The organism is Bifidobacterium sp. ESL0769 (genome assembly GCF_029395495.1).
Taxonomy (GTDB): domain Bacteria; phylum Actinomycetota; class Actinomycetes; order Actinomycetales; family Bifidobacteriaceae; genus Bifidobacterium.
In genome coordinates this window covers 1,108,489-1,130,244 of sequence record NZ_CP113918.1, presented here as the reverse complement: position 1 = coordinate 1,130,244, position 21,756 = coordinate 1,108,489, and the positions used below count along the sequence as shown (strand labels likewise).

At 50.4% G+C, this 21,756-nt stretch carries 19 protein-coding genes and 1 pseudogene; 2 read left to right on the top strand and 18 right to left on the bottom strand.

Going from position 1 to position 21,756, the window contains the following annotated elements; translation table 11 throughout:
* Positions 1 to 65: 65 nt before the first annotated feature.
* The 9 genes from OZX72_RS04575 to OZX72_RS04535 all read right to left on the bottom strand — a co-directional run bounded on the left by OZX72_RS04575 (position 66) and on the right by OZX72_RS04535 (position 9,208).
* On the bottom strand, positions 66 to 2,450 hold the full coding sequence (locus OZX72_RS04575) for a glycosyl hydrolase family 65 protein (protein ID WP_277159223.1): 2,385 nt from the start codon (positions 2,448 to 2,450) through the stop codon (positions 66 to 68).
* Positions 2,451 to 2,456: 6 nt separating this feature from the next.
* Positions 2,457 to 3,362 carry a carbohydrate ABC transporter permease gene (locus tag OZX72_RS04570; RefSeq protein WP_277159221.1) on the bottom strand — a complete coding sequence of 302 codons (906 nt, stop codon included), beginning with the start codon at positions 3,360 to 3,362 and terminating at the stop codon, positions 2,457 to 2,459.
* Complete coding sequence (locus tag OZX72_RS04565) at positions 3,359 to 4,294, bottom strand: sugar ABC transporter permease (protein WP_277159220.1); 936 nt, start codon at positions 4,292 to 4,294, stop codon at positions 3,359 to 3,361. Before OZX72_RS04565 ends, OZX72_RS04570 begins: the two co-directional genes overlap by 4 nt.
* 214 nt (positions 4,295 to 4,508) lie before the next feature.
* Entirely contained in the window at positions 4,509 to 5,891 is a 1,383-nt protein-coding gene (locus OZX72_RS04560; RefSeq protein WP_277159219.1) for an ABC transporter substrate-binding protein, read from the bottom strand.
* A 181-nt stretch (positions 5,892 to 6,072) separates the two neighbouring features.
* Positions 6,073 to 6,894 carry an endonuclease/exonuclease/phosphatase family protein gene (locus tag OZX72_RS04555; RefSeq protein ID WP_277159218.1) on the bottom strand — a complete coding sequence of 274 codons (822 nt, stop codon included), beginning with the start codon at positions 6,892 to 6,894 and terminating at the stop codon, positions 6,073 to 6,075.
* A 239-nt stretch (positions 6,895 to 7,133) separates the two neighbouring features.
* Complete coding sequence (locus tag OZX72_RS04550) at positions 7,134 to 7,493, bottom strand: type II toxin-antitoxin system PemK/MazF family toxin (RefSeq protein WP_277159217.1); 360 nt, start codon at positions 7,491 to 7,493, stop codon at positions 7,134 to 7,136.
* Positions 7,487 to 7,756: an AbrB/MazE/SpoVT family DNA-binding domain-containing protein gene (locus OZX72_RS04545; RefSeq protein ID WP_277159216.1), complete on the bottom strand. Its 270-nt coding sequence runs from the start codon at positions 7,754 to 7,756 to the stop codon at positions 7,487 to 7,489. Before OZX72_RS04545 ends, OZX72_RS04550 begins: the two co-directional genes overlap by 7 nt.
* 220 nt (positions 7,757 to 7,976) lie before the next feature.
* On the bottom strand, positions 7,977 to 8,831 hold the full coding sequence (locus OZX72_RS04540) for a DUF1648 domain-containing protein (RefSeq protein ID WP_277159215.1): 855 nt from the start codon (positions 8,829 to 8,831) through the stop codon (positions 7,977 to 7,979).
* Positions 8,828 to 9,208, bottom strand: a complete 381-nt coding sequence (locus OZX72_RS04535; protein ID WP_277159214.1) for a metalloregulator ArsR/SmtB family transcription factor — start codon at positions 9,206 to 9,208, stop codon at positions 8,828 to 8,830. Before OZX72_RS04535 ends, OZX72_RS04540 begins: the two co-directional genes overlap by 4 nt.
* 268 nt (positions 9,209 to 9,476) lie before the next feature.
* Here OZX72_RS04535 and OZX72_RS04530 point away from each other — a divergent pair, with 268 nt between their 5' ends.
* Together OZX72_RS04530 and OZX72_RS04525 are read left to right on the top strand one after the other, a co-directional pair.
* Positions 9,477 to 10,049 (top strand): hypothetical protein, encoded by a 573-nt coding sequence (locus OZX72_RS04530; protein WP_277159213.1) that lies wholly within the window; start codon positions 9,477 to 9,479, stop codon positions 10,047 to 10,049.
* Positions 10,046 to 10,240 (top strand): helix-turn-helix transcriptional regulator, encoded by a 195-nt coding sequence (locus OZX72_RS04525; protein ID WP_277159212.1) that lies wholly within the window; start codon positions 10,046 to 10,048, stop codon positions 10,238 to 10,240. Before OZX72_RS04530 ends, OZX72_RS04525 begins: the two co-directional genes overlap by 4 nt.
* Positions 10,241 to 10,248: 8 nt before the next feature.
* Here the strand turns inward: OZX72_RS04525 and OZX72_RS04520 are convergent, their stop codons facing one another.
* The 9 genes and pseudogenes from OZX72_RS04520 to pyrF form a co-directional block, all read right to left on the bottom strand.
* The gene (locus OZX72_RS04520) at positions 10,249 to 11,721 is read right to left on the bottom strand and encodes a hypothetical protein (RefSeq protein WP_277159211.1); all 1,473 of its coding nucleotides are present in this window, start codon (positions 11,719 to 11,721) and stop codon (positions 10,249 to 10,251) included.
* Positions 11,722 to 11,780: 59 nt separating this feature from the next.
* Positions 11,781 to 12,233: a hypothetical protein gene (locus OZX72_RS04515; RefSeq protein ID WP_277159210.1), complete on the bottom strand. Its 453-nt coding sequence runs from the start codon at positions 12,231 to 12,233 to the stop codon at positions 11,781 to 11,783.
* Positions 12,234 to 12,316: 83 nt separating this feature from the next.
* On the bottom strand, positions 12,317 to 14,128 hold the full coding sequence (locus OZX72_RS04510; protein WP_277159209.1) for an AMP-dependent synthetase/ligase: 1,812 nt from the start codon (positions 14,126 to 14,128) through the stop codon (positions 12,317 to 12,319).
* A 104-nt stretch (positions 14,129 to 14,232) separates the two neighbouring features.
* Complete coding sequence (locus tag OZX72_RS04505; RefSeq protein ID WP_277159208.1) at positions 14,233 to 15,723, bottom strand: hypothetical protein; 1,491 nt, start codon at positions 15,721 to 15,723, stop codon at positions 14,233 to 14,235.
* 128 nt (positions 15,724 to 15,851) lie between these two features.
* Complete coding sequence (locus OZX72_RS04500; protein WP_277159207.1) at positions 15,852 to 17,870, bottom strand: AAA family ATPase; 2,019 nt, start codon at positions 17,868 to 17,870, stop codon at positions 15,852 to 15,854.
* 39 nt (positions 17,871 to 17,909) lie between these two features.
* Entirely contained in the window at positions 17,910 to 18,602 is a 693-nt protein-coding gene (gene pyrE / locus OZX72_RS04495; protein ID WP_277159362.1) for an orotate phosphoribosyltransferase, read from the bottom strand.
* 106 nt (positions 18,603 to 18,708) lie between these two features.
* On the bottom strand, positions 18,709 to 19,635 hold the full coding sequence (locus OZX72_RS04490; RefSeq protein WP_277159361.1) for a dihydroorotate dehydrogenase: 927 nt from the start codon (positions 19,633 to 19,635) through the stop codon (positions 18,709 to 18,711).
* Positions 19,636 to 19,730: 95 nt separating this feature from the next.
* Entirely contained in the window at positions 19,731 to 20,549 is an 819-nt protein-coding gene (locus tag OZX72_RS04485) for a dihydroorotate dehydrogenase electron transfer subunit (RefSeq protein WP_277159360.1), read from the bottom strand.
* 67 nt (positions 20,550 to 20,616) lie between these two features.
* Positions 20,617 to 21,633 (bottom strand): annotated as a pseudogene (gene pyrF, locus OZX72_RS04480) (orotidine-5'-phosphate decarboxylase); the annotation flags it as partial.
* Positions 21,634 to 21,756 lie beyond the last annotated feature (123 nt).

The window sequence follows — 21,756 nt, the reverse complement described above, 5'->3', positions numbered from 1 at the left end:
GTTCAATTGTATATCGATTTATGTGTGCGAGGGTCGAGAGAACGGGTCAGATTCCCACCAACAGCTTAAACCTGACGAGATTCTCCCTCGACGAGAAGACGTACGGGACTGCCGGTCAAACGACGAAGCTTGACGCCGTCGCTATCGAGCCTGACCTCGATCAGAGACCCCCGTATCTTCAAACGGTAGGTCATGGATCGCCAGGTTGGCGGCAGATGAGGATCTATCGAAAGCTGACGCCCACCTGAATCTCGAAAACCACCAAAGCCTGCAACCACGGAAAGCCAGACGCCACCAGCCGAGGCAAGATGGATGCCGTCACGTGTATTGCGATGCAGATTGGCGACATCCGCATACAGCGAACGCCGGAAATACTGCATGGCCAAGTCCTCATAGCCGACTTCTGCAGCAATGATAGCTTGGGAAGAAGCCGAAAGCGAAGAATCCTGAATGGTCAATGGGTCATAGAAATCGAAATCCCGACGCTTGGCATCGATATCGAACTGCGATGAAAGCAGATACAACGCAAGAACGGTATCCGTCTGTTTGAGTATGCGGCGACGATAGACATTGATGGGATGGTAATGGAGGAACAACGGTTGTTTGATGTCTCCCTCACCATTCCAAGGTTCACGCGCCAGCACATCGGCATCCTGCAAATGGATCTGACGAGACGAATCATAAGGCAACTTCATGCTATCGGCAGCTTTAAGCCAGTCTGCAGGTTCACTCTGCCCAATGGAAAGACGCTTATCGGCAGCAAGTCTGTCATCAGAATCCAGTTGGTCCAATGCCCGGGCTGCTGCACGAAGATTGAACTGCGCCATGGCATTGGTGTAATAGTTGTCGTTGACCATAACGGTGTATTCGTCCGGCCCAGTGACGGTGTTGATATGGAAAGCGCCGTCTTCGCCGAAGAAACCGAGGCTTGCCCACATCCGTGCTGTCTCGACCAACAGGTCCACACCCTCACGGGCGAGAAACTCCCGGTCGCCACTAACAGCGGTATATTGGCATACCGCATAGGCGATGTCCGCATCGATATGATACTGCGCGGTGCTGGCCACAAAGTATCCCGATGCTTCCTCGCCGTCGATAGTACGCCATGGGAACAAGGCTCCGTTTACATCCAGCATCTTCGCACGTTTCCGAGCGGCCGGCAACATGCGGAAACGGTAGGAAAGGATGTTCCTTGCATGTTCGGGGAACGTATAGGCGAGGAACGGAAGAATATAGGTCTCGGTATCCCAGAAGTAATGGCCGGAATAACCTGTGCCACTCATTCCCTTGGCGGAGACGCCATTAGGAATGAACATCGTGGCCTGGGCCAGCTGGAACAGTTCCCAGCGCAGGATCTGCTCGGTGCGTCCTTGGCTGTCGTCCTCGATGGAGATATCCGCAAGATTCCAGAATTCAGCAAGGCATTGTTCCTGTTGCGAGCACAACGCACGCTCACCTTGCCCTGAAGCCCATCGCAGTGTTTCGGCGCAACGTTTCACCAACTCCGAGGAGTCCGTTTCTTCTGAAACGACAACCTTAAGCCCTTCGGAAACACCTACCGGCTCAATATCCTGTGAATTGTAGGAGGCGTAACGAATCAGCGTTTGCTCCGCCCCATCGCGCAAATCGACATCGAATGAAGACGGGACCGATGCGCCATCAAGGAACTGCGAAAAGCCGACGGCCATGACCATCCCGGAGTTGACACAATGATAGGCCCCATAGGTCTCGTTGTTGTCGTTACAGGTCAAACCGTCAACGTCAAGGTGCTTGCGCCCGCTGTCAGCTACGGAACGAATTCTTCCATGCCCAACGGATTCTCCGCCTTGCACATTCTCGACATTGATTGGTGCCTCAACAGAAAGATGAAGGTCGGCGCCGACGGCACGCAAACGTACCGTGACCGTCATCAGGTCTCTGCGGAACAGACACACCATGGTCGTGATATCGATTTCCAGACATGCACCGTCTTCGAGTGCATACTTATAGAAACGGGTTGCACTCCCCTTTTTGAAGTCGATTTCCTGCCATATCCGGTCATCGCCGGAAAGCTCACGGCCGTCTACGATGAAGCGAAAATCGCAGACGTCGGGAACGCCTTGGATGGCCTGACCGACACGCGAATATCCATGCGCGTTCTCGTTGTGGCTGATGGGTGAAGTCTCATGAAACCCGTTGAGGAATGTGCCCGATCCCAGAGATCGTGGTTTGCCGGAATCACCGCGTACACCGATACAACCGTTGGAAAGCGAGAACAACGTCGCGCTCTCCTCGTCGGTTGAACCGTAACGGACGAATTTCCAAGGATCAATCGGATAGCATTTTTCGTCCATAGGCTGCGAAGGAAGATGTTGCCACAGCTCCCATTCATCGAAGTTTGTATTCTGCCCCCGATGAATGGAAGCTGTGGCATCTTCCGAGTCAATCTGTTTGCTCGGATGCTGAGTCACAATCCATCAGCCCTTTACTGCACCGGCAAGCATGCCGCGTACGAAGTAACGCTGCAGGAAGAGGAACACCAGCACAGGCACAATCATGGCGATGAAGGCTCCAGGAGCCAACAGGTACCATGCGGATCCGCGGGAGCCGACCATGTCGGAAAGGCGTGCGGTCAACGGTGCCGTCGAAGCGGTGTTGCCGGTGAACGCCAAAGCGACAAGCAGGTCGTTCCAAACCCAGAGGAACTGGAAGATTGCGAAGGAAGCCGTGGCCGGAACCATCAACGGCAGAACCACTTTGAGGAAGATCTGAACGTCGCCTGCGCCATCAACCCTGGCTGCCTCAATAAGCTCCCTGGGGATATCGCACATGAAGTTATGAAGCATGAAGATTGCCAGCGGGAGGCCGAAAATGGTATGCGTCAGCCAGATGACCCAGAAGGTGTTGTTGATGCCCCAGTTCACATACTGAGTGAGCAGAGGAATCATCGCGACCTGCACCGGGACGACCTGCAGCGAGAACACCGCGATGAAAAGGATGTTCTTGCCCGGGAAATCGCACCATGCGAACGCATAGGCCGCGAGCAGGGCGAGGCTGATCGGGATGAGGACACCGGGAATGGTGATGACAAACGAGTTCGTCAGATAGGCGCCCAGATTGTAGGTGCCGCCGAGAACGGTTTTGTAGTTTGCCAAGCCGAAATCGGACCAGTTCTTCGGCAGAAGGCTCGTCCACCAACCTGAAGTGGAAATGGCTAGTCTGTTCTGCCTGAAGCTGGTGACCAACAGGCCGACAGTCGGAATGGTCCACAATACCGCGATGATAATGGATATCGCAGTGGCCCAAGGCGAAGAAAGCTTGTTCTTGGTACGAATCAAAGCCTTCTCACGACGTGATATTCTTGCTTTTTTCTTCTCACTCATCGTACATCCTGCGACTTTCTCAACTGCCTGACATTAAAGACAACCACCGGAATGACGATGATGAACATCAGCACCGCCAATGCCGCGCCAAGTCCCGTATTCTGGTTCAGGAACGACTGCGTATAGAATTCGTTCGCTATGACGGAGGTGTCATAGTTGCCGGCTGTCATGGTTCGCACTATATCGAAAGACTTCAAGCCTGCCATCGCGACGGTGGTGATGACCACGACGATGGACGGACGAATCATCGGAATCGTCAGATAGATGAATTGTTGCCACGCATTCAGGCCATCGAGACGTGCTGCCTCAACCAGATCCTCGGGGATTCCCTTGATGGCTGTGGAGAGCACGGTCATCGCATAACCGGCTTCAATCCAGATCATGACGAAAATCAGAAGGAATGTATTCAACGGTGCATTCATCAGCCATTGCGGCGCCCGCACCGTATGCCCGAACAATTTTGCGACCCAGGTATAAACGGCGGAAAGCAAACCGACTCGCTGATCATAGACGAATTTCCAGATGATGGACGCGCCGACCATCGAAATAGCCATCGGCAGGAAAATCAAGGTCTTGGCGAGCTTTTCAAAACGCGTACGATCGACAACCACCGAATAAATCAGACCGACGGCGGTGGAAAGCAATGGTACCAAGATAGTCCATAATACAGAGTTCAGAAGCACACGCAGGAATTGCGGCTCCGTGAAAATCTGGATGTAATTGGCCCATCCGACACCTTGTGTTCCGTCTCGGCCGTAGAACGAGTTCTTGAAAGTGACGATTGCAGGATAAATCAAACCAAAGCAAATCAATATAATCGCCGGGAACAGGAACGTAGCGGCCACACCCCAAGATGGCATATGCTTCGGCAGGTTGGTGAGGAAAAGGACCAAGCCCACAACGGCGACAAACAAAAGGATTGCAATTACCATCAACAGCAGTTTTTGCAAATCTGTCGATGGATGCATCAATACATTCATGGTACTGCCTCCCAGCAGCTCATGGAATGCGGCCTGATGCAAAATCGGCATCAGGCCGCACCCAACATCATTCAATTAACACACGTTATATTGTCTATTAATCTGAAGTCCGCCCTGTTGATCGGTATAAAACCAATCAACAGGTGATGCTTCAGTCAAGCATGTGTCAGTTGACATCCCTCTGCCAAGAAGCCTCAATCTGATCAAGAGTCTCCTTTTCGGACTTATTCTGAGCGAAGTACTCGGTCATCTTCTTCCAGAAGCTACCTGCACCAACCTCAGAAGGCATCAGATCAGAACCATCGAAACGGAACTCGGTCTTAGGATCAATCAGAGTCTTGTAGGAGAGCTTGTCGAGCTGAGAGCCCAAGAGCGAGACATTCAGACCCTTGTTCGGATAGACCCAGCCACCCATCTGACGGGCACGCTCGTTGGCCCAATCAGGTGAGGAAAGATAGGTGAGCAACGCATTGACTTCAGGACGGTTTGCGAACGAAATGGCGAAGTCGCCACCACCGAGGACAGGCTTGGAATCCTTGGTCTTGCCTGGCATCAGGAACACCCAGGCGTCACCGTCAGGAGCTATTTTGATATCAGGATTCGCGGACTTGAAGTTGGTCTGATAGAACGGCGCCATGTGCATCATGTAGCCCTTGCCGTTGAGCAGCGGCGTACCTGCGTCCTGCCATGCAGTCGAGGCGATGGACTGAGAATCGCCCAAGCCGCCATTGACGTAGTCATTGTTCTTGAGAATCTTGCCAATTTGCTGGAAGGCAGCAAGAATCTTCGGATCGTTGAACGGAATCTCGTGGGAAACCCACTTGTTGTACGTATCCACATCGGTGAAACGAATCACTGCATCTTCAAGCCAATCGGTTGCGGGCCAACCAGTACTGGCGCCACTTTCAATACCGACTGACCAAGGCTTGGCATCCGTACCCTTGGTATCCGCAGCAATCTTCTTGGTGAGAGTCATCATCTCATCCCAAGTCTGCGGAACTTTGTAACCCTTCTCCTTAAACTTCTTCGGGGAATACCAGATGAAGGACTTGGTGGAAGCATCCAACGCGATGCCGTAAATCTTGCCGTCTACCGAGCTATACTCCTGCCAATCCTTGGTATAGTACTTTTCGATATTGGCTTTCACAGAATCAGGCATGACCTTGGTCTTGCCGGTTTTCACCATGGTCTTCAGCATTCCAGGCTGAGGAACAACGGCGATATCAGGCGCCGAACCCGACTTCACACGAACAGGAAGCTGCACGGAAAGCTCGGAAGAACCTTCGTACTTGACATTCGCGCCGGTGCAATTACGGAACTTGTCGAACGACTTATTGGTGGCGTCACCTTCCTCGTCCATCCAGCCCGAGAACATCGTGACGGTCTTGCCCTTGAGGTTACCGTACTTCTTGAAAACCTTGCAGTCACCACTGCCGGCAGCACTATTCCCCTGAGTCGACGAGCCGCCCGAACCGCACGCAGCCATTCCCGTAAGCATTGACAGACTGGCAACAGCAGCCAACGCCTTGACAACCATGTTCTTTTTCACTTCTCTACCTCCTTGTAGTCGACGTGCTCTAGTGCACATCGCCGTTTATATGGTAAGCGCTTACGCAAATTTTTGCAAATTACAATAGTGGAGTTTCTAATATTACATAAAATAAATAAATGTCTAGAAAACCATGCATGTTATCCTTTGACTGGCAACGCAAACAAACCGGAAAATAACATCAGGAAAGTTCGATTTTCGCCGTCAACAGCTGGTGATCGGACAAATCAGTCGGAATCATTTTCGTTTCCAATAACCGGATGTTCTTGGAAAGGATAATGTTATCGACGCTATTGACCTTCATGTTTTCGTCAATGCCCGAGAACGTGTCGTACCAGACTCCCCCGTTACCGTTGGAAAGAGTGAACTCATCACGCAGGAAATTAAGCTCCTTCGTGCTCTGATCAACGTTCAAATCCCCGGCCAAAATGGTGCAATCCGCAGGGTCCTTACGCAGCATGTTTCTCAGCTGGACGAGCTGGGTATGTCTCAAAGCCTCGGTTTCAAAGCTCAGATGCGTAGCATAGAATGCCAAGGACTTATCGCCGATCTTGAATTGGCTGCGAATTGCTACACGCGGTTCTATGGAAGTGGTACGGCGGTTGAATTCTTCGAGGTGTTCAAGCGTCTCAGGTTTTTGAGGATCATACTCGTTGTAGCACTTATGCAGTTCGGCTATCGTCTCCGGCTTGGCGTCCTCGGAATACAACGATATGATCTCGCTGCTTTGCACTGGAAGTTCACTGACCATGCCGATACCCATGGAACCGTGCGCGAATTCAATCGAAGGAGCGTAGCGATAATCAACAAAACTGTTGTTGCCTTTTGTGAACGCGGAAAGGCTGTTGAACCGATCTGGGCCAAAGCGGTAATTATCGAAATTTATCTCCTGCAACGCACAGATATCAACCGAATTCTCCCTTAAAAGACTGGTCTGCGCCTCACTGTCATTGGGAATCGTGCATTGCAGATTGAACGTCCCTATCACCAATTCGGTCATCATCGCTCCTTTGCAACCGACTGAGATACTACTCCGAATATATCGACTAAACCCGTTGGTTCTCTGCCGTTATTTAACGCACCGAAAGCTCGGCTCAGAACCATAGTAAGCGCTTACGTTCCATCTTGCAAACGTCGCGTGCCTCCTATTCCTATGCTTATTCAACATTGCGGAGCCCCAATCTATCTGGACGGTAGTTGACGCGGAACGGGAAGAATAGCCACAACACAGACTATTGGCAATCAATACAAACAGGACAAAGCGGTAGACGTGAGTTTGCGCATCATCACTGGCGAAAGCCGTCCGACATATTCGGTATCTCGGGCATTCAGATCGAAAGATTTCATTTGCTCCACTTGCACGAAACCGGAAAGCTTTCCATACCTTGTATCATGTCCGCTCAATAACGAATCTTCTATATTAAAATGCAGGGGAAATCCATTATCCCCATTACTTATGGGACATACTATTTGTAAATTACACTCTTTGTTGAAATCATCGTTGCTTATCACTACGGCATAGCGTCTTTTGGTTTGTTCGTGTCCTTTTGAAGGTTGGAAATCGGTACATATAACATCACCCTTGAAAAACTGCATTACCATATCTCCTTTCCAACAGGGGCTCCAGTGTCCCACTCTTCGCCTCGATAGGAACCCGTATAGCCTTTGAACAAATCCCTGAGTACCGGAACATCGTATTTGCCGACCTTTACAGTCCGAACCGTACTTGGCGTCAACACAATGGAACCATCTTTATAAGAGATATCCAGCTCTGTACCTTCCGAAATCCTTGCCTCGTCTCTGATTTCCTTGGGAATACGAATCCCTTCGCTATTGCCCCACTTTGCCACTGTTACTTTCGACATCGGCGTACCTCTTTCTGAGACTTGTGTACACATAAGTATATCCTTCCTTTGCCATTGCGCAATTCCCAAATTCAACAGTTGCAAAATAGGGCATTAACTTACTAATTCCAATGCAAATCAAAGAAACGAAAATGTGGATAAGTGGACAGTTTTTCGATTATCCACATATCAAATAGGCGAATCTCTGTCAATAACAGTAATTTCGTTACTTCACCAGAAGCTACTTATGGTTCATCTTCCCGCCAATATCGCCATATTTCTTGCCGGCGTAAACGCTGTAGGCGTAACATGCCACCACTATGACCAGAAGAACCGCAAGAATGCCATATGTATTGACCAAACTAGATGAGTGCACGGTAATGCCCAGAACTACCAAGACAACACCACCGATAATGAATGCCAGTCCGCCAAAGCGTTGGCAGCGACGCCACGATTCACGGCTTTTGTAGGCTCCAGACACGCGTATACCCGTCAATCTGTTCGGCCGTGTATTCGGCAGGATGTTGCCGAGAACGATGAACACCAGACCGGTGACTACGTTCATGATTGGCTCCAACGGTATGTTCACCCCACCCTGTCCTTTACTGAAAGCGTCTGCGATAATCCAGATGTTCATGACGTTGAATACTACGAACATGCAACACCCACCGATGACCCATGTATGTACCGTCGTCTTCTGATCCGTACTTGAACCAGACTGTTTCTGCGCAGAACGTTCGACGGGAACTTCGCACACCAACCAAATCGCACACATCAGCAACGAGAACAGAGGGAAAAAGAGTCCCTCATACTTGCTGCCCCAGCGGTCAAGCTCGCCGCGGGCATTGTAATGCGCAGGTACAATGTCCGGCATATACGGCAAGGCCAACAGGTAAATCACCAGCGGCAAAAGACTAATGATCACCATCGCCACATTCCAGTTCTTTGCGCCGCCAATCACTGCTTTCCAACCTGTGTGCCGTATCGTATTCGCCGTTTCGTCGTCTGTTAGCTGTTGAGCTCCGGTCTTCTTACCTTTGGACTTTTCAGACATTGATTTCTCTTCCCTTGAATCTTGCGTCATGGTTACCTTCATTCGTTTTCCCGTTTGCTGTTTTTCACTGTCTTGGCCTCGAGTTGCGACGAACCGAGCGAAGATTTTCCACACCCTACCGACTTCACCCTATATTCAGAAGCCCTCACGATTTGGCCATTACGTTGAAGCTCCTTCAGCCAGACGATGGTGTCGTCAAGGACAGTCAGGTTCGGCTCGTACCAGATCATCGTGCCGTCCCGGCTGTCGGTGACCAGCTCGGCCTCCTTGAGCTTGCGCAGATGGTATGAAAGTCGTGACGCCGAAAGCCCTGTTGCTTCCGCGAGTTCGCCGGCGTTCATAACCCTCTGCCTTAACAACTGGAGAATCTCCCGTCGTGCCGGGTCCGCGAGCGCTGACAACGTGGTTTGCACTCCCATATCCCCTCTTTTCGTTACTTGATACTTTATTTCTATTTCAAATAAATTTGAAATATATCTATATCATAAACCTACTTTTCCCTTATTTCAAATTCTGTTGAAATAAATGGCGTCCCCCTCAGCGCACCACCGAAGAAAGCCGCCCTTCGCTTCACGTTTTCAAATTGACAACAACGGAATCGATATGTATAGTTTCTTTTACATAGTAAAGTTTGCTTTACTTTCCTCGATAATGCATCTACCTATCAACGCGATAATGGAGGAACACATGAACAGGCAATCCAAGATAGATCCGCTGGTAAGCGGCCCACTTGAAGACGCTACCAACGAACCGGAAACGATCAATCAACCAGCTCAGCAAACCAACGTTTCCTCAACCAGCGCCTTCGGTACGAAAACCATTTTCGGCGGCGGCAAAGTCACTCTTTGGGTCACCTCGATTGTCGCGGGAATCGTCATTGGTTTCGTGTTCGGCGTCATCGCTTTTCTCATCCGCAAACCTACACAACTCAACGATTGGACTTTCATCATATTGATGGCGGTCCTGATTGGCGGCTGCAGCGTTGGCTTCTGCTGGGTGACCATCGTCGACAGAACGACCATCACCGGCGCAATCCCCCATCCCGAAGAGAATGTGGAGGATACCTGGCGCACGCAGGCGATGTCCGCGGGCCTTATCGGAATGGTGCTTGCCGATACGATACTACTCCTGCTGGTGGCGTTCTATGACAAGCCGATTCCCAGCGTCGTCGCTGCGTTCGCGCTGCTCGGCATCATGCTCATCGGTTTGCTCACCATGGCATGCGCCTACTTCGTCTACCGCAAGAAGGCCATGGCATGAAAAACCACCTACCGCAACTTCGCCAGCAACACCAGCTCTCGCAGGCTGCCCTCGCCAAGGCGGTCGGTGTGAGTCGCCAGACCATCATCTCCATCGAAAAGGGCCGTTTTGATCCGTCCTTACCTCTGGCGTTTCGCCTGGCTGAACTTTTCGATTGCACCATCGAAGACATCTTTACTCCGGAATCATAAACAATAAATCAAACCATCGGAAAGCGAGCGCAAGCTTCGCATCCGAATATCATAGACAATGCCTTCAGCCTATAAGCATTTGAATCAAATCCTTGATGGCTATTCGTCGGAATCCTTTCGTTTTGACAAAAAGTCATGCAGATTTGGTTTAGAACCGGCCTTTTTAGACTTAGAATTCTCTGAGCCTCTTCAGCATGTTCATCAGCAAGTTTTTCAGCTAACTTGTCACGGCCTTCTTTGATATTCTCACCAAGTTGACCTGCATGCTCGCCGACGAATCCGGCACCTTCCCCAATTTTCAGGCCGGCACCTTTACCCAGTTTCACAGCACCACTACCGATCTGCTTGGCACCCTGGCCGATTTCTGCGGTTGTGTCCACAATAAGTTTGCCGGCAGCGTCCTTCCAATGGGGTGCCATCTCAATCTCGACGGTATCCGCATCGACGCCAATAGCTTTGGCAAATCCGGACAGGCGTTGATTGACTTCTTGTAGCTTTTTCAACGCCTCCTTTACCACATTAGGATGCCAAACCTTCTGGGCTCGTATAGCATCCGCAGAATCCTGAATGCTCTTGCTGAATTCTCCGAATTCAGCAGCTATATCATGCAAACGCTTTTGACGCGCCGCATTGATACCTTCTTTGTACTGCTCAACTTCCTGCGGTTGGTCATCAAGCACACGGTCCAATTCAATGACATACAGCTCATCTTGAGCCTGTATCGATTTGCCGATAACGGACATCCAATCAGTAGCATCTTCAAGTAATTGTTCTGAAAGCTTTTCAGCCTTGCCGACATCTTTTTCATTAGAAAGCTTATTGACCAGGTTTCCGATCTTCACTAACGCGTAACTCTGCGCACTCGCCAGATCCATCGGGCAATCATCGACCTTCGACCAAGTCGTGTCCGCTATCACTCCGACTTTGTCATAGATTGTCTTGGTCTCGTCGATCATCCGAGCGGCACCCATCAGATTCGCAATCGTCTGGTCTTTTTGGTCCTGCAATAAATCATCGATTTTGCTGTCGATCTCATTGAGATAGTCAGTAATCTCTTTCATCGACTGTTCAAGTGCCATCTGTGTCATAACAGCGCCCGCACCGGCCAACATTTCAGGATTGGCCAGTGAAGAGGCTTTCGTCAAATCCTCGAATTTGAGATGGCTAATAATCTTGCCATGCTCACCGCGCACCACGCCGGTACCGGTTGAACCATACTTCTTAACCTGCGCAGCCGACTCCTTGGTGAGTTTCACCCAACGGCCACTTTGCTCGGAAGTATTGGCCAGCGTCTGAAGCCCGTTACCGCATGCCTGTACCGCACGCTTACCCATAGCTTTAGCATTCTTATCCAGTCCAGTCTGCTTCAACCATGCATCAACTGCTGAATCATCGCCAAGAACCATGATTCCACTATCATCTTTGACAATTTGGATGGATTCATTGTCATTTGCTTCGGGAACAATATCCTCTGATGTCATTGATTTCTCTCCCTACGCTGCATTGAAAGACAGACAACCGAAATAGAGCAAGCGGAACGTTATTTACCAACAACGGCAATGAACACACTGTTGTAGAGCTTGCCAGCACGCTTCTCAAGCTCTCTGACTTTCTTGATGTCGTTGCCTTTGGCTTCCTTGACGAGCTTGGCACCGGTACGTATTTTATCCAGTTCGACTCGCCATGCGGAGATCGGGGCGTCATCGGCAAGCATCGAGGAACGTGTTTGAATCAATTCCTCGACGGCTTCGCATTGGTTCTCGACTTTTGAAAGCGGGTCGTGCTTGTCTGGAAGATGAATCTTCTTGGTGAGTTCGATGAACTTGTCAGAAAATTGCTGTTCTTTCAACCACTGCACAACTTGCTTCACCTGGTCTGGAGAAATCACCTGCCCCAATATATTGACGATATCGACAGCGGTGCTCAGTTTCCCAAGAACTTTCCCTTTTGTTACTTTTGGCTTTGTTACCGGCTTCTTTGCAGTAGTCATCATATCTCCATGATTGATAGTATTTTCTGCTAGAACTTATTATCGCATCACGAAACCGATAAACGCAAATAGCCTCGATAACCCGCTTATTTCTTCGGCGCGTAGATGACGTTGTCGATGAGGTCTTTGTAGTAATCGGTGATGACCTGGCGCTTGGCCTTGAGGCTTGGGGTGAGCATACCGTTGGCCTCGGTGAATTCGTCGGGGACGATCTCAAACTTGCGAATGGATTCGGCGCGCGAGACCAGCTCGTTGGCCTTGTTGACGGCACGCTCGACTTCGGCGCGGACAATCGGGTTTTCGCCGGCTTCCTTCAGATCCTTGACCGGTTCGGCGCCTTCGGACTTGAGCCAAGCATTGGTCTCCTGCAAGTCGAGCGAGATGATCGCGGCGATGAACGGCTTGCGGTCGCCGACCATGACGCACTGGCTGACCACCGGCGAGGTCATGACGGAAGTCTCCACTTCGGCGGGCGAGACGTTCTTGCCACCGGCGGTGATGATGATGTCCTTCATACGTCCGGTCAGCGTCACGAAACCGTCGGAATCGATGGAGCCCAAATCGCCGGTATGCAGCCATCCGTCGACAATCTGTTCCTCGGTAATTTCGGGATGGTTGTGATAGCCGACGCACACCGCGCGGCTCTTGATGCACAACTCCCCGATGTCGCTGACACCAACAGACACACCCTGCAGCGGGATGCCCACGGTGCCGATCTTGTATCCTTTGGTGGGGTTGACCATGGCAGGCGCGCAGGTCTCGGTCATGCCGTACCCCTCAAGCAGTGGCAGACCGACGCCATTAAAGAAGTGCGCGATAGTCGAATTAAGCGGAGCGCCGCCAGAAACAGCGTACTCGACTTGTCCGCCGAAAATCTGCATGATGGTGGAATAGACCAGCTTGTTGTAGACGGCGTGACGAATTTGCAGTGCACGCGGAATAGGCTTGCCGGACTGCTGGGCCTTCGACCAAGCGATAGCAGTTTCGGTCGCATGCGAGAAAACGCGGCCGGCCATACCCGAACCGGCCTTCTGCGAAGCAGCATTGTAGATCTTCTCGAAGATACGCGGTACGGCCAGGATGAACGTCGGCTTGAATGTACGGAAATCCGCCAGAATGGTCTTCAAGTTGCTCGACAGACCAAGCGTGACCGTCCCTGCGAAACAAACCAGCTGCATGAAGCGAGCGAAAACGTGCGCCAGCGGGAGGAACAGCAGAAGTCTTCGACCGGGCTTGTTGAGAATATCGCCCATAGATTGCACGCCGGAAATGGTGATGAACACGAAATTGGAATGGGTCAGTTCAATGCCCTTTGGCGTTCCCGTGGAACCGGAAGTGTAGACGATAGTGGCCAAATCGCTGCCCTTGACCGCCTTTTCTCGTTGCCAGAATTCGTCATCAGTGACGCCCTGCCCGAACTTTTCAATGGTCTCGATGGCACCAGCAGCGATGACATAGACACCTTTGAGGTCGGCGCAGGAATCGCTTACGGTATCAATCTTGTCACGCTGTGCATCGTCTTCGGCGAAGGCGATTTTGACATTGGAATCGTTGAAAATCATCTGCACCTGCGACGGCGAATTGGTCTCGTAAACAGGAATCGTGAGTGCACCGATGGACATGATGGCTACATCCAGCGCCGTCCACTGCCAAGATGTATGTGCGATAATCGCAACGGAATCCCCGGGCTTAACGCCGCGAGCAATCAGACCTTTGGCAAGCCCGATGACCTTGTCGCGGAACTGCGTCGCCGTAAACGACTGCCACTTGCCGTCGTCGCCGACATATTCGACCAACGACTCGTCCGGAGTACGCTTGGCGCGATCGTCAAGCAGTGTGAAGATGTTCCGGTCGCTTTCGATCGGATTCACCAACGGCTGTGTGTATTCCTGTTGCATACGGCTCCCTAGTTGACGCAGAACATATTTCAAACATTACTGTCACCGCTAGAAAACAAGGCGTTTGCAGTAGTTTTGACCATGCGTATATAGAAATATAACCGCTAAATATTGTCGTTCACCGCTTTGCAAAAGGCTTCTGCCTGCTGCTCCATCTCTGCGCGGAACTTTGAATAATCACTACAGCCAGTCGGAATGACCAAACCGATTTTCTTGACAATAATATCTTTGGAATCGTCACGGAACCGCGTATGACGGTCTTCTGTATCTATCCCTTGAAGCAACCGCAGCGTGAACACTTTCGCTTTATACACTGGCTTTCCCTCTGAGAATCCTCCATCCTGTTCGTCAGACTCATCCAAGGAATTAAATCGGTCGGATAAGTCAGATTCAGATGAGTCGGCTTCATCGGGTAGGTAAGGATACCAGAACTGCCCTTTTCGGGCATCAAAACGAAACATATAGGAAAGCAATTGTTCGTCATCATCCGAACTGTTCTTTTTCAGGCGTTTGTATTTGGCATCAGCCACCACATTCTGCCCGCTATCGTTCCTACCAATGAAATCCGGATAAATCTCGCCGTTTCCCCCTCCAAAAAAATATTGTTTCATCTGTGACATCTTGTTTCTGGGGTGTATGAATGACCCAGACATGGCATCCGATTGGCACAGCTGATTGAGATATTCCTCCCATAGCCACGCACAATTAATCAAGACTCCAAAAATCTTGCCGGAATTTCTGTCTTTAGGTGCGAAACCACGATTCTGCAAAATCGCAATGCAAACACGTTGAAGGATACGGTATTGCTTGAAATATGGCTTGTCTACCGGATGACGCAAGTTCCATGAAACGAGGTTCTGGCGTTCCGATTTGTCATAGCGTGCCGTCACAGTCCTTACTGTTTCGACATCATTTCTCACCTGTCCCGAATAGTTCAGCACCCGGCGTCCGAACGAGCCAAGACCCGCGATATATTCGACGGTGTGCCGGATGAGTTCAGTGATGTTGTTGTCGACGTCAAAAGGCCGGGTCACATATGAGATATGACCAGAAAAGGGCATGTCCTTACGAATGTACCTAGGAATATCGATGAAGCCTTTTGGACGGGAATCATCGTATTCCCGCCTCATATAGGATTTATAGACCCCTTGCGAAAGCGCTTGATGCAGGTAGAAAGGGAAAAGCATAATCAGAAGCTGCTGCCAACTGCTATCTGCCAAATTCGTGAAGTCAAAGTTCCGTGCGACGTCAATATGAAGCACCTGCGAGACAAGGTAACGCAACAGGAAATCCTGATCAAAGGAAGAAGAATCCCCGTTCGTCTGTTTGCCAAAACGGGTGGTTATGGTCACGCAATCGGTTTTCTGACCTTCATGATTGAATTTTCCAAGAACGCCAACGAAGTTGCCGGTAGCGTAATCGGTTCCGTCACCAATCCAATGCTGGACAACAAATTCGTTGTCTTCCGCATCTTTCTGGCCTTCCATGTTATATCCGAAATTCAAAATATCATTGTCTGCGATTAAGTCCCCAAAGCTCTTATCCCTGAGTTCTTCTCCAAGCGGGCATTCAAGAAAACCACTATTCTCTGCCATGATGGGCGAATTGTCACTCAGTTCATACGGCAAAAATTCTCGATCTACGTCTTTATTGGGAATGCTCAAGGTTACCTCAGCTTTTCGAATCCGGAATATATGCGTACGTCAAAGAGCCATTGTCAGCTTCAGTCGACGTCATTGTCCTCTTTGTCTTGTGTCTGAAGGGAAGCTTCCTTGTCCCCGTTGCTTTCACTCGAAACTGAATAAGCATCAGCTACCCTAGTTCCAGCATTTGAATCAAATGTTTTTGCGATTTCATTGTAAATCTGCTGGAAATCATCTCTGCCGCGTAAATATTCTTTGACCAGTGAGCCAACCTTGTTATTCCACAGGTTCTCGTATGCCTGTGTCTCAGGCAACAATCCGTCTTTTTCAGGGTCGACAACATCTAGGAAATAACTTGCACCAATCTGATAACTTTCATTGAGATACTCCGTTTTTCGGATTTGCTCATTCATGGCTGCCATTACTTTCTTGGCTTTTGCAACGCGATTACTATCATATGTATGTTCGCCATCACCATCGAGCATGCGAACAGACTCTTTGGACTGGGCATCGATTTCGATGAACGTGAAACGACGCCGCATGGCGAAATCCAAGGAATCGACACTGCGGTCAATGTCGTTCATCGTGCCGATGATATACAGGTTTTCGGGAACGTAGAACATTTGACTCGCCTTTAATCCCCCACGTTCATCAGCATATGAATCGTCATGAAGATTCTTATACTGTGTATCAATGCTCCCGCTTTCGCCGCGGTAATCCGGGTCAATGCTAAAGAACAATTCACCGAAAATCTTGGAAATGTCACCTCGATTGATTTCGTCAATCACTATGACATATTTCTTAGCGAGCTTTTTTGTCTCGTCGAAATCTCGTTTTAGAATTTCTTTGCCGACATCTTCTTCAATATTGTCGTTGCCTTCAACCTCGTCATACTTAGCTTTAACTTCCTTAGAGCATCGTTCCCACTCATTCCTGGCTTTGTTGGCGATTTCCATAAACGTTCCGGGGTAAAGTTTGAAAATCATCTCTCCACTGTCTTCATCAGTAACCGGCCTCAGTCCCTCAACGAAATCAGTGTAGTCATAACTGGGATGGAATTGGACAAAGGCAAACCTGCTGCTTTTGCCAAGTTTCTTCTGGGAAACACCCGTCATATACGATGCTATTCCCTTAGATAAGTACGTTTTTCCGGTGCCGGGCGCACCATGAAAAACGATATTGTGCACATGTTCAAGCATATTGGCATATGTTAAAATCTCGGAATTACTGCCCATAATTTGTTCTTCCTTGTACTGCGATGAATGAATGTATTGTTTGTGTTGGTCTAGAATGAAATCAAAAATTGCTCGAACCCAGCAATTCGGCATAGTGTTCTCAAGTTGTAAATGCGCCACTGAAACATTAAAGAAACCATTAAAATCCAAACCTTTGGGAACATGATTAATATGCCATCCAACTTGTAGTTTCAAAAGATGTTTAGACTTATCGGAATCAGACACCGCAATATTCAACCAATTATCTGTATTCATAAACGTTGACTGAACAGTTGATATCTGCCCATTCCCACAAAAAGTAATACCAAATCGTAACGGACCAACCTGATTAAAACCTTCTGAAAGATGATAGCTGTCGTTAAAACCAAATCGATCATCTCTATCAGGACTCACCTTTTCATGGTTGAGTCGTTTATCTGCATTCTTATTAGCTTGATTAACAAAAAACTTAAGTAGTTCGAAAAACTTTTGGTATTCGGCTTCATGTTTATCCTGCCATTTAAGAAAAGCTAAATATCGCTTGATGGCATCGAATAGATTGTTTCTATGTAATCCGTTAGGTTTTATATTTTCGGTAAAGGCACTGTCATTAGCAATATCATCATAAGTACCCTTAAAACTATCCAATGATTCATACTCAAAGATACTGTTTCTTAGCGGGAAATTTGCAGTATGTTCAGAAATATTTTCAAACGCACTCTTTAAATTTGAAAGATTATTGGAATAATTACTTATTGTTCCCTCGGTCAGAAAACCATTTCCCATACTTTTAAGAGTTCTCTTATTCCATAAGGCAAACCTCGCCTTTTGCACTTCCTTTGGTTCGGCATCAAGCGATAAACCATCTAAAGTAGATACAGACATTTTACTTCCTTCATATTCTCATATGAAATTATAAATAAATCAGCACCCATATCTTTTCAAATATGCTTCCGCGCGTTCCTTGATATCGTCGCTGAGGAGCGGCTTGCCGTCGACGGTGACCATGCGGGATGCGGCGGCGAAAATTTCTTTGACATTGGCGATGGAGAGGACCGGGAAACCGAATTCCTGCTCGACGGATTTGACGGCGGAGATGTCGGAATCCTTGGTCTTTTCCATGCGATCAACAGAGAGGACCAGGCCCACGATATCGACGTTGGCGGCTGACTTGAGCTTCGGAACGACCTCACGGACCGCAGTACCAGCAGTCATCACGTCATCGACCAGCAGAACTTTCATACCATCTTCAAGAGGCGTGCCAACGAGGATGCCACCGTCGCCGTGGTCCTTCTTTTCCTTGCGGTCAAAGGTGTAGCCGACTTCCATGCCGTGCATGCTGGTCAGGGCGATGGACGTAGAGACCGCAAGCGGGATGCCCTTGTAGGCCGGGCCGAAAATCGTGGCGATGTCTTTGGGAAGGGTACCGTCAGCGATGGCGGAGGTGATTTTTTCGGCATAGAACGCACCCAACGTGGCAATCTTGCGGCCGTCGTTGAACGCACCGGCGTTGATGAAATAAGGCGACTGCCTTCCCGATTTCAGTGTGAAGTCGCCGAATTTCAGGGCACCGGATTCGAGAAGGAATTCTGTGAATCGCTCGTCAATCGGAGTCATCGTAGGTTTTTCGGCATTTTGTATTGACTGCTCGGTTTTGTTTTCGGTCATATTACTTTAACCTTTCATGTCAATAAATATCATAAATAATAATTTCGAATTCGTTTCACCAGGTCTGGCCTTTGGCCAGTTTCGCGGCAAGTTCGGGACGGAAATCAAGCAAATCATCAAGCTCGCGGGCAACGCGCATCGGGGCAGTCGGGTCAACAAGCGCGGCGGCACCGACCTCGACGGCGTTCGCCCCTGCGTAGAGGTATTCCAACGCCTTCTCCCCCGAATCAATGCCTCCGATGCCGATGATCGGAATGTTGGGAATGGACTGGCGTACGCGCCAAACGAAGCTTAGCGCTATCGGGAAGATGGCCGGGCCAGAGACACCGCCGGTACGGTTGGCGATAATCGGCTTGCCGGTGTTGATGTCGATGCGCATACCGACCAGCGTGTTGATGAGGCTCAGGGCATCCGCACCAGCGTCGACCGCCGCGTGAGCAATCTGGACGATATCAGTGACGTTCGGGGAAAGCTTGACGATCATCGGTTTGTCGGTCAACGTGCGCAAGTGCTTGATAAGACGGCTTAATACCACGGGATCGGTGCCGACGCTCATTCCACCATGACTCACGTTAGGACAGCTGACGTTAATTTCCAACATATCGGCTTCGGAATCGGCAAGCTTCTCGACAACCTGTGCGTAGTCTTCATCGCTGTGGCCGGCAACATTGGTGATGACCATGGCACCAAGCTTCTTGAGCCGCGGCAGTTCGTCGACCAGATAGCGGTCGACTCCCGGATTTTGTAGGCCGACCGCGTTGACCATACTGGAGGGGCCTTCGGCGGTACGCGGTGAGGGATTCCCCTCCCACGGAACCGGCGAAACACCTTTGGTGCAGATTGCACCCATCTGGCTGACGTCGTAATAATCCCCACACGCATCAAGCTGGAAGGTGCCCGAGGCCGTGCCGACCGGATTCTTCCATTCGGTGCCCGCAACGATGGTCTTGTGTCGCCATTCGTGGGGTTCTAGGACGTTCATTGGTTCGGCCTGTGCAGCCGGCTTGGCCTGTTTCGTCCGTTTCGTCTGTTCGTTCATCGCAGCAGCTCTTTCATCGCTCGTATCCGTCATCGTGCTCACGCCTCCCAGCCAAGTTCTTCGGTGGTGAAAACGGGACCGTCCTTGCAGACTTTGAGCCTTCCGCTCGGCGTATCGACCACACAGGCCACACAGGCTCCATAGCCACAGCCCATGCGGGCTTCGAGGCTCAATTGTGCCGAAATACCGCGTTTGCTGGCCCAGGCCGCAACGGCCTTCATCATCGGCGTAGGTCCGCAGGAAAGAATCACCGGCGGCTGATCGGCATTGCTCAGTTCGTCCTCAATATCGTTGAGCAAGTCGACGACATTGCCTTCGGCATTGACGATGCTGTGGGTCTGGTCTGCAAACGGTGCAACCAAATCGTCGGCGAAACGTGCGTCACGGTAGCCGAAAACGGAAGTAATCTGTGTTCCATCATTGCGTTCGCTGAGCTTTTGCTCGGCATACAGCAGCGGCGGCACACCAAGGCCTCCGCCAACCAACACATAATTCGCGGGCTTTGGGGTATCGAACGGCTTGCCCAAGGGCCCGAGAACGTCAATGACATCGCCGGCCTGAAGCAGCGAAAACTCGGCCGTTCCCGCCCCGACAATCTGGTAGATCAGCGTCACATCGTCGCCCTCGACCTTGGCCACGCCGAAGGGGCGAGGCAATGCCATTCTGGCATCAGCTGGATAAAGGTTGACGAACTGCGCCGGCTGAACGGTTCGGGCCACATATGGGTCACGGATAACCAACTCGTAAATACCCTCAGAGAGCATCGAGGCGCTCATCACCTCATCGGTGCGTCTGCCGGGTTTCCGTCCGGCTTCGGCTGCTTGCCGCTCGACGGTATCCGTGGTAACCGTGGGCATGAAAGTTGTTACGCTCATGTCGCTCCTTCTGCAATTTTTTGATTGATACGTTTAACAGTTGCGATTATCAGTGCAGGGCTTTTCTCAAGTCGTCACGCATGGCGATGGCTGCGGCTCGGGCATTGCGACCGACCAAATCGAGAGCCTCTTCTTTGGTCATTTCCTCGCAATACTCCCCCGACTTCTTCCACGAGCCGATGATGCCGCGTGACGAGTTGATGATGGCGCCACAGCCGTTCTTGTCGAACATCTGTGCGGCATCGGCTGCGGTACCACCTTGTGCACCATAGCCTGGCACGAGAAAGAAGGTGTGCGACATACGCTCGCGTAGTTCCCTGCCCTGCTCGGGATGGGTCGCCCCGACCACGGCGCCCAGACGGGAATAGCCATACTCGCCGATGGAATCGGCACCCCAGTCTTCCACGAGGTCAGCCACATGCTCGTACAGCTTGTCGCCGTCGGCAAGTTCAAGTTCCTGAATTTCCTTACTGGAAGGGTTCGAGGTGCGAACCAGCGCGAACACGTCTTTGTCGGTTTGCTTGGCAGCGTCGGTGAACGGGGTGATGCCGTCAGTGCCGAAGTACGGATTGACGGTGATGCCGTCCTCTCGCCATGGCTGGCCATTGTAATCGTCTTCGCGTGAGTTGATGCCGGTCAGGTGCTTGGCGTAGGCGGCGGCGGTCGAGCCGATATCGCCACGCTTGATGTCGCCGAGTACATACAGCCCGTGCCGCTGCGCATACTCGCAGGTGAAACGATAGATATCAAAACCGATGGAACCGTAAGCCTCATACATGGCGACCTGTGGCTTAACAGCCGGCACGATGTCCTTCACGGCATCGATAATCGCACGATTAAATTCGTAAAAACCTTCAACGATTTGAGCACCGGGCTCGGCTTTCTCCAAAGCATCGTCGGCAACCTTTTGCTTGGCTTCAGCACCATCCGCATTGTCCAGAGAAGCCAGAAGCCGCTGAGCATCGGGGTCGTCTACACCTTTCAAAGAATCGATGAATTCGTTGAGACTCTTTTCATCGAATTCATTTTCTGAGGTGAAGACCTGCGGTGGCACCAGCGCCTGCGTTGGATCCAGCCCGACAATGCTGGGATTGTCTTTGGCTTCGATGGCCTCAATCAGTCGATCCATTGTTTTCCCTCATTTCTAGGTTCTTTTAACTGTTATGTTGCTAATTATGACAGTTGTTTT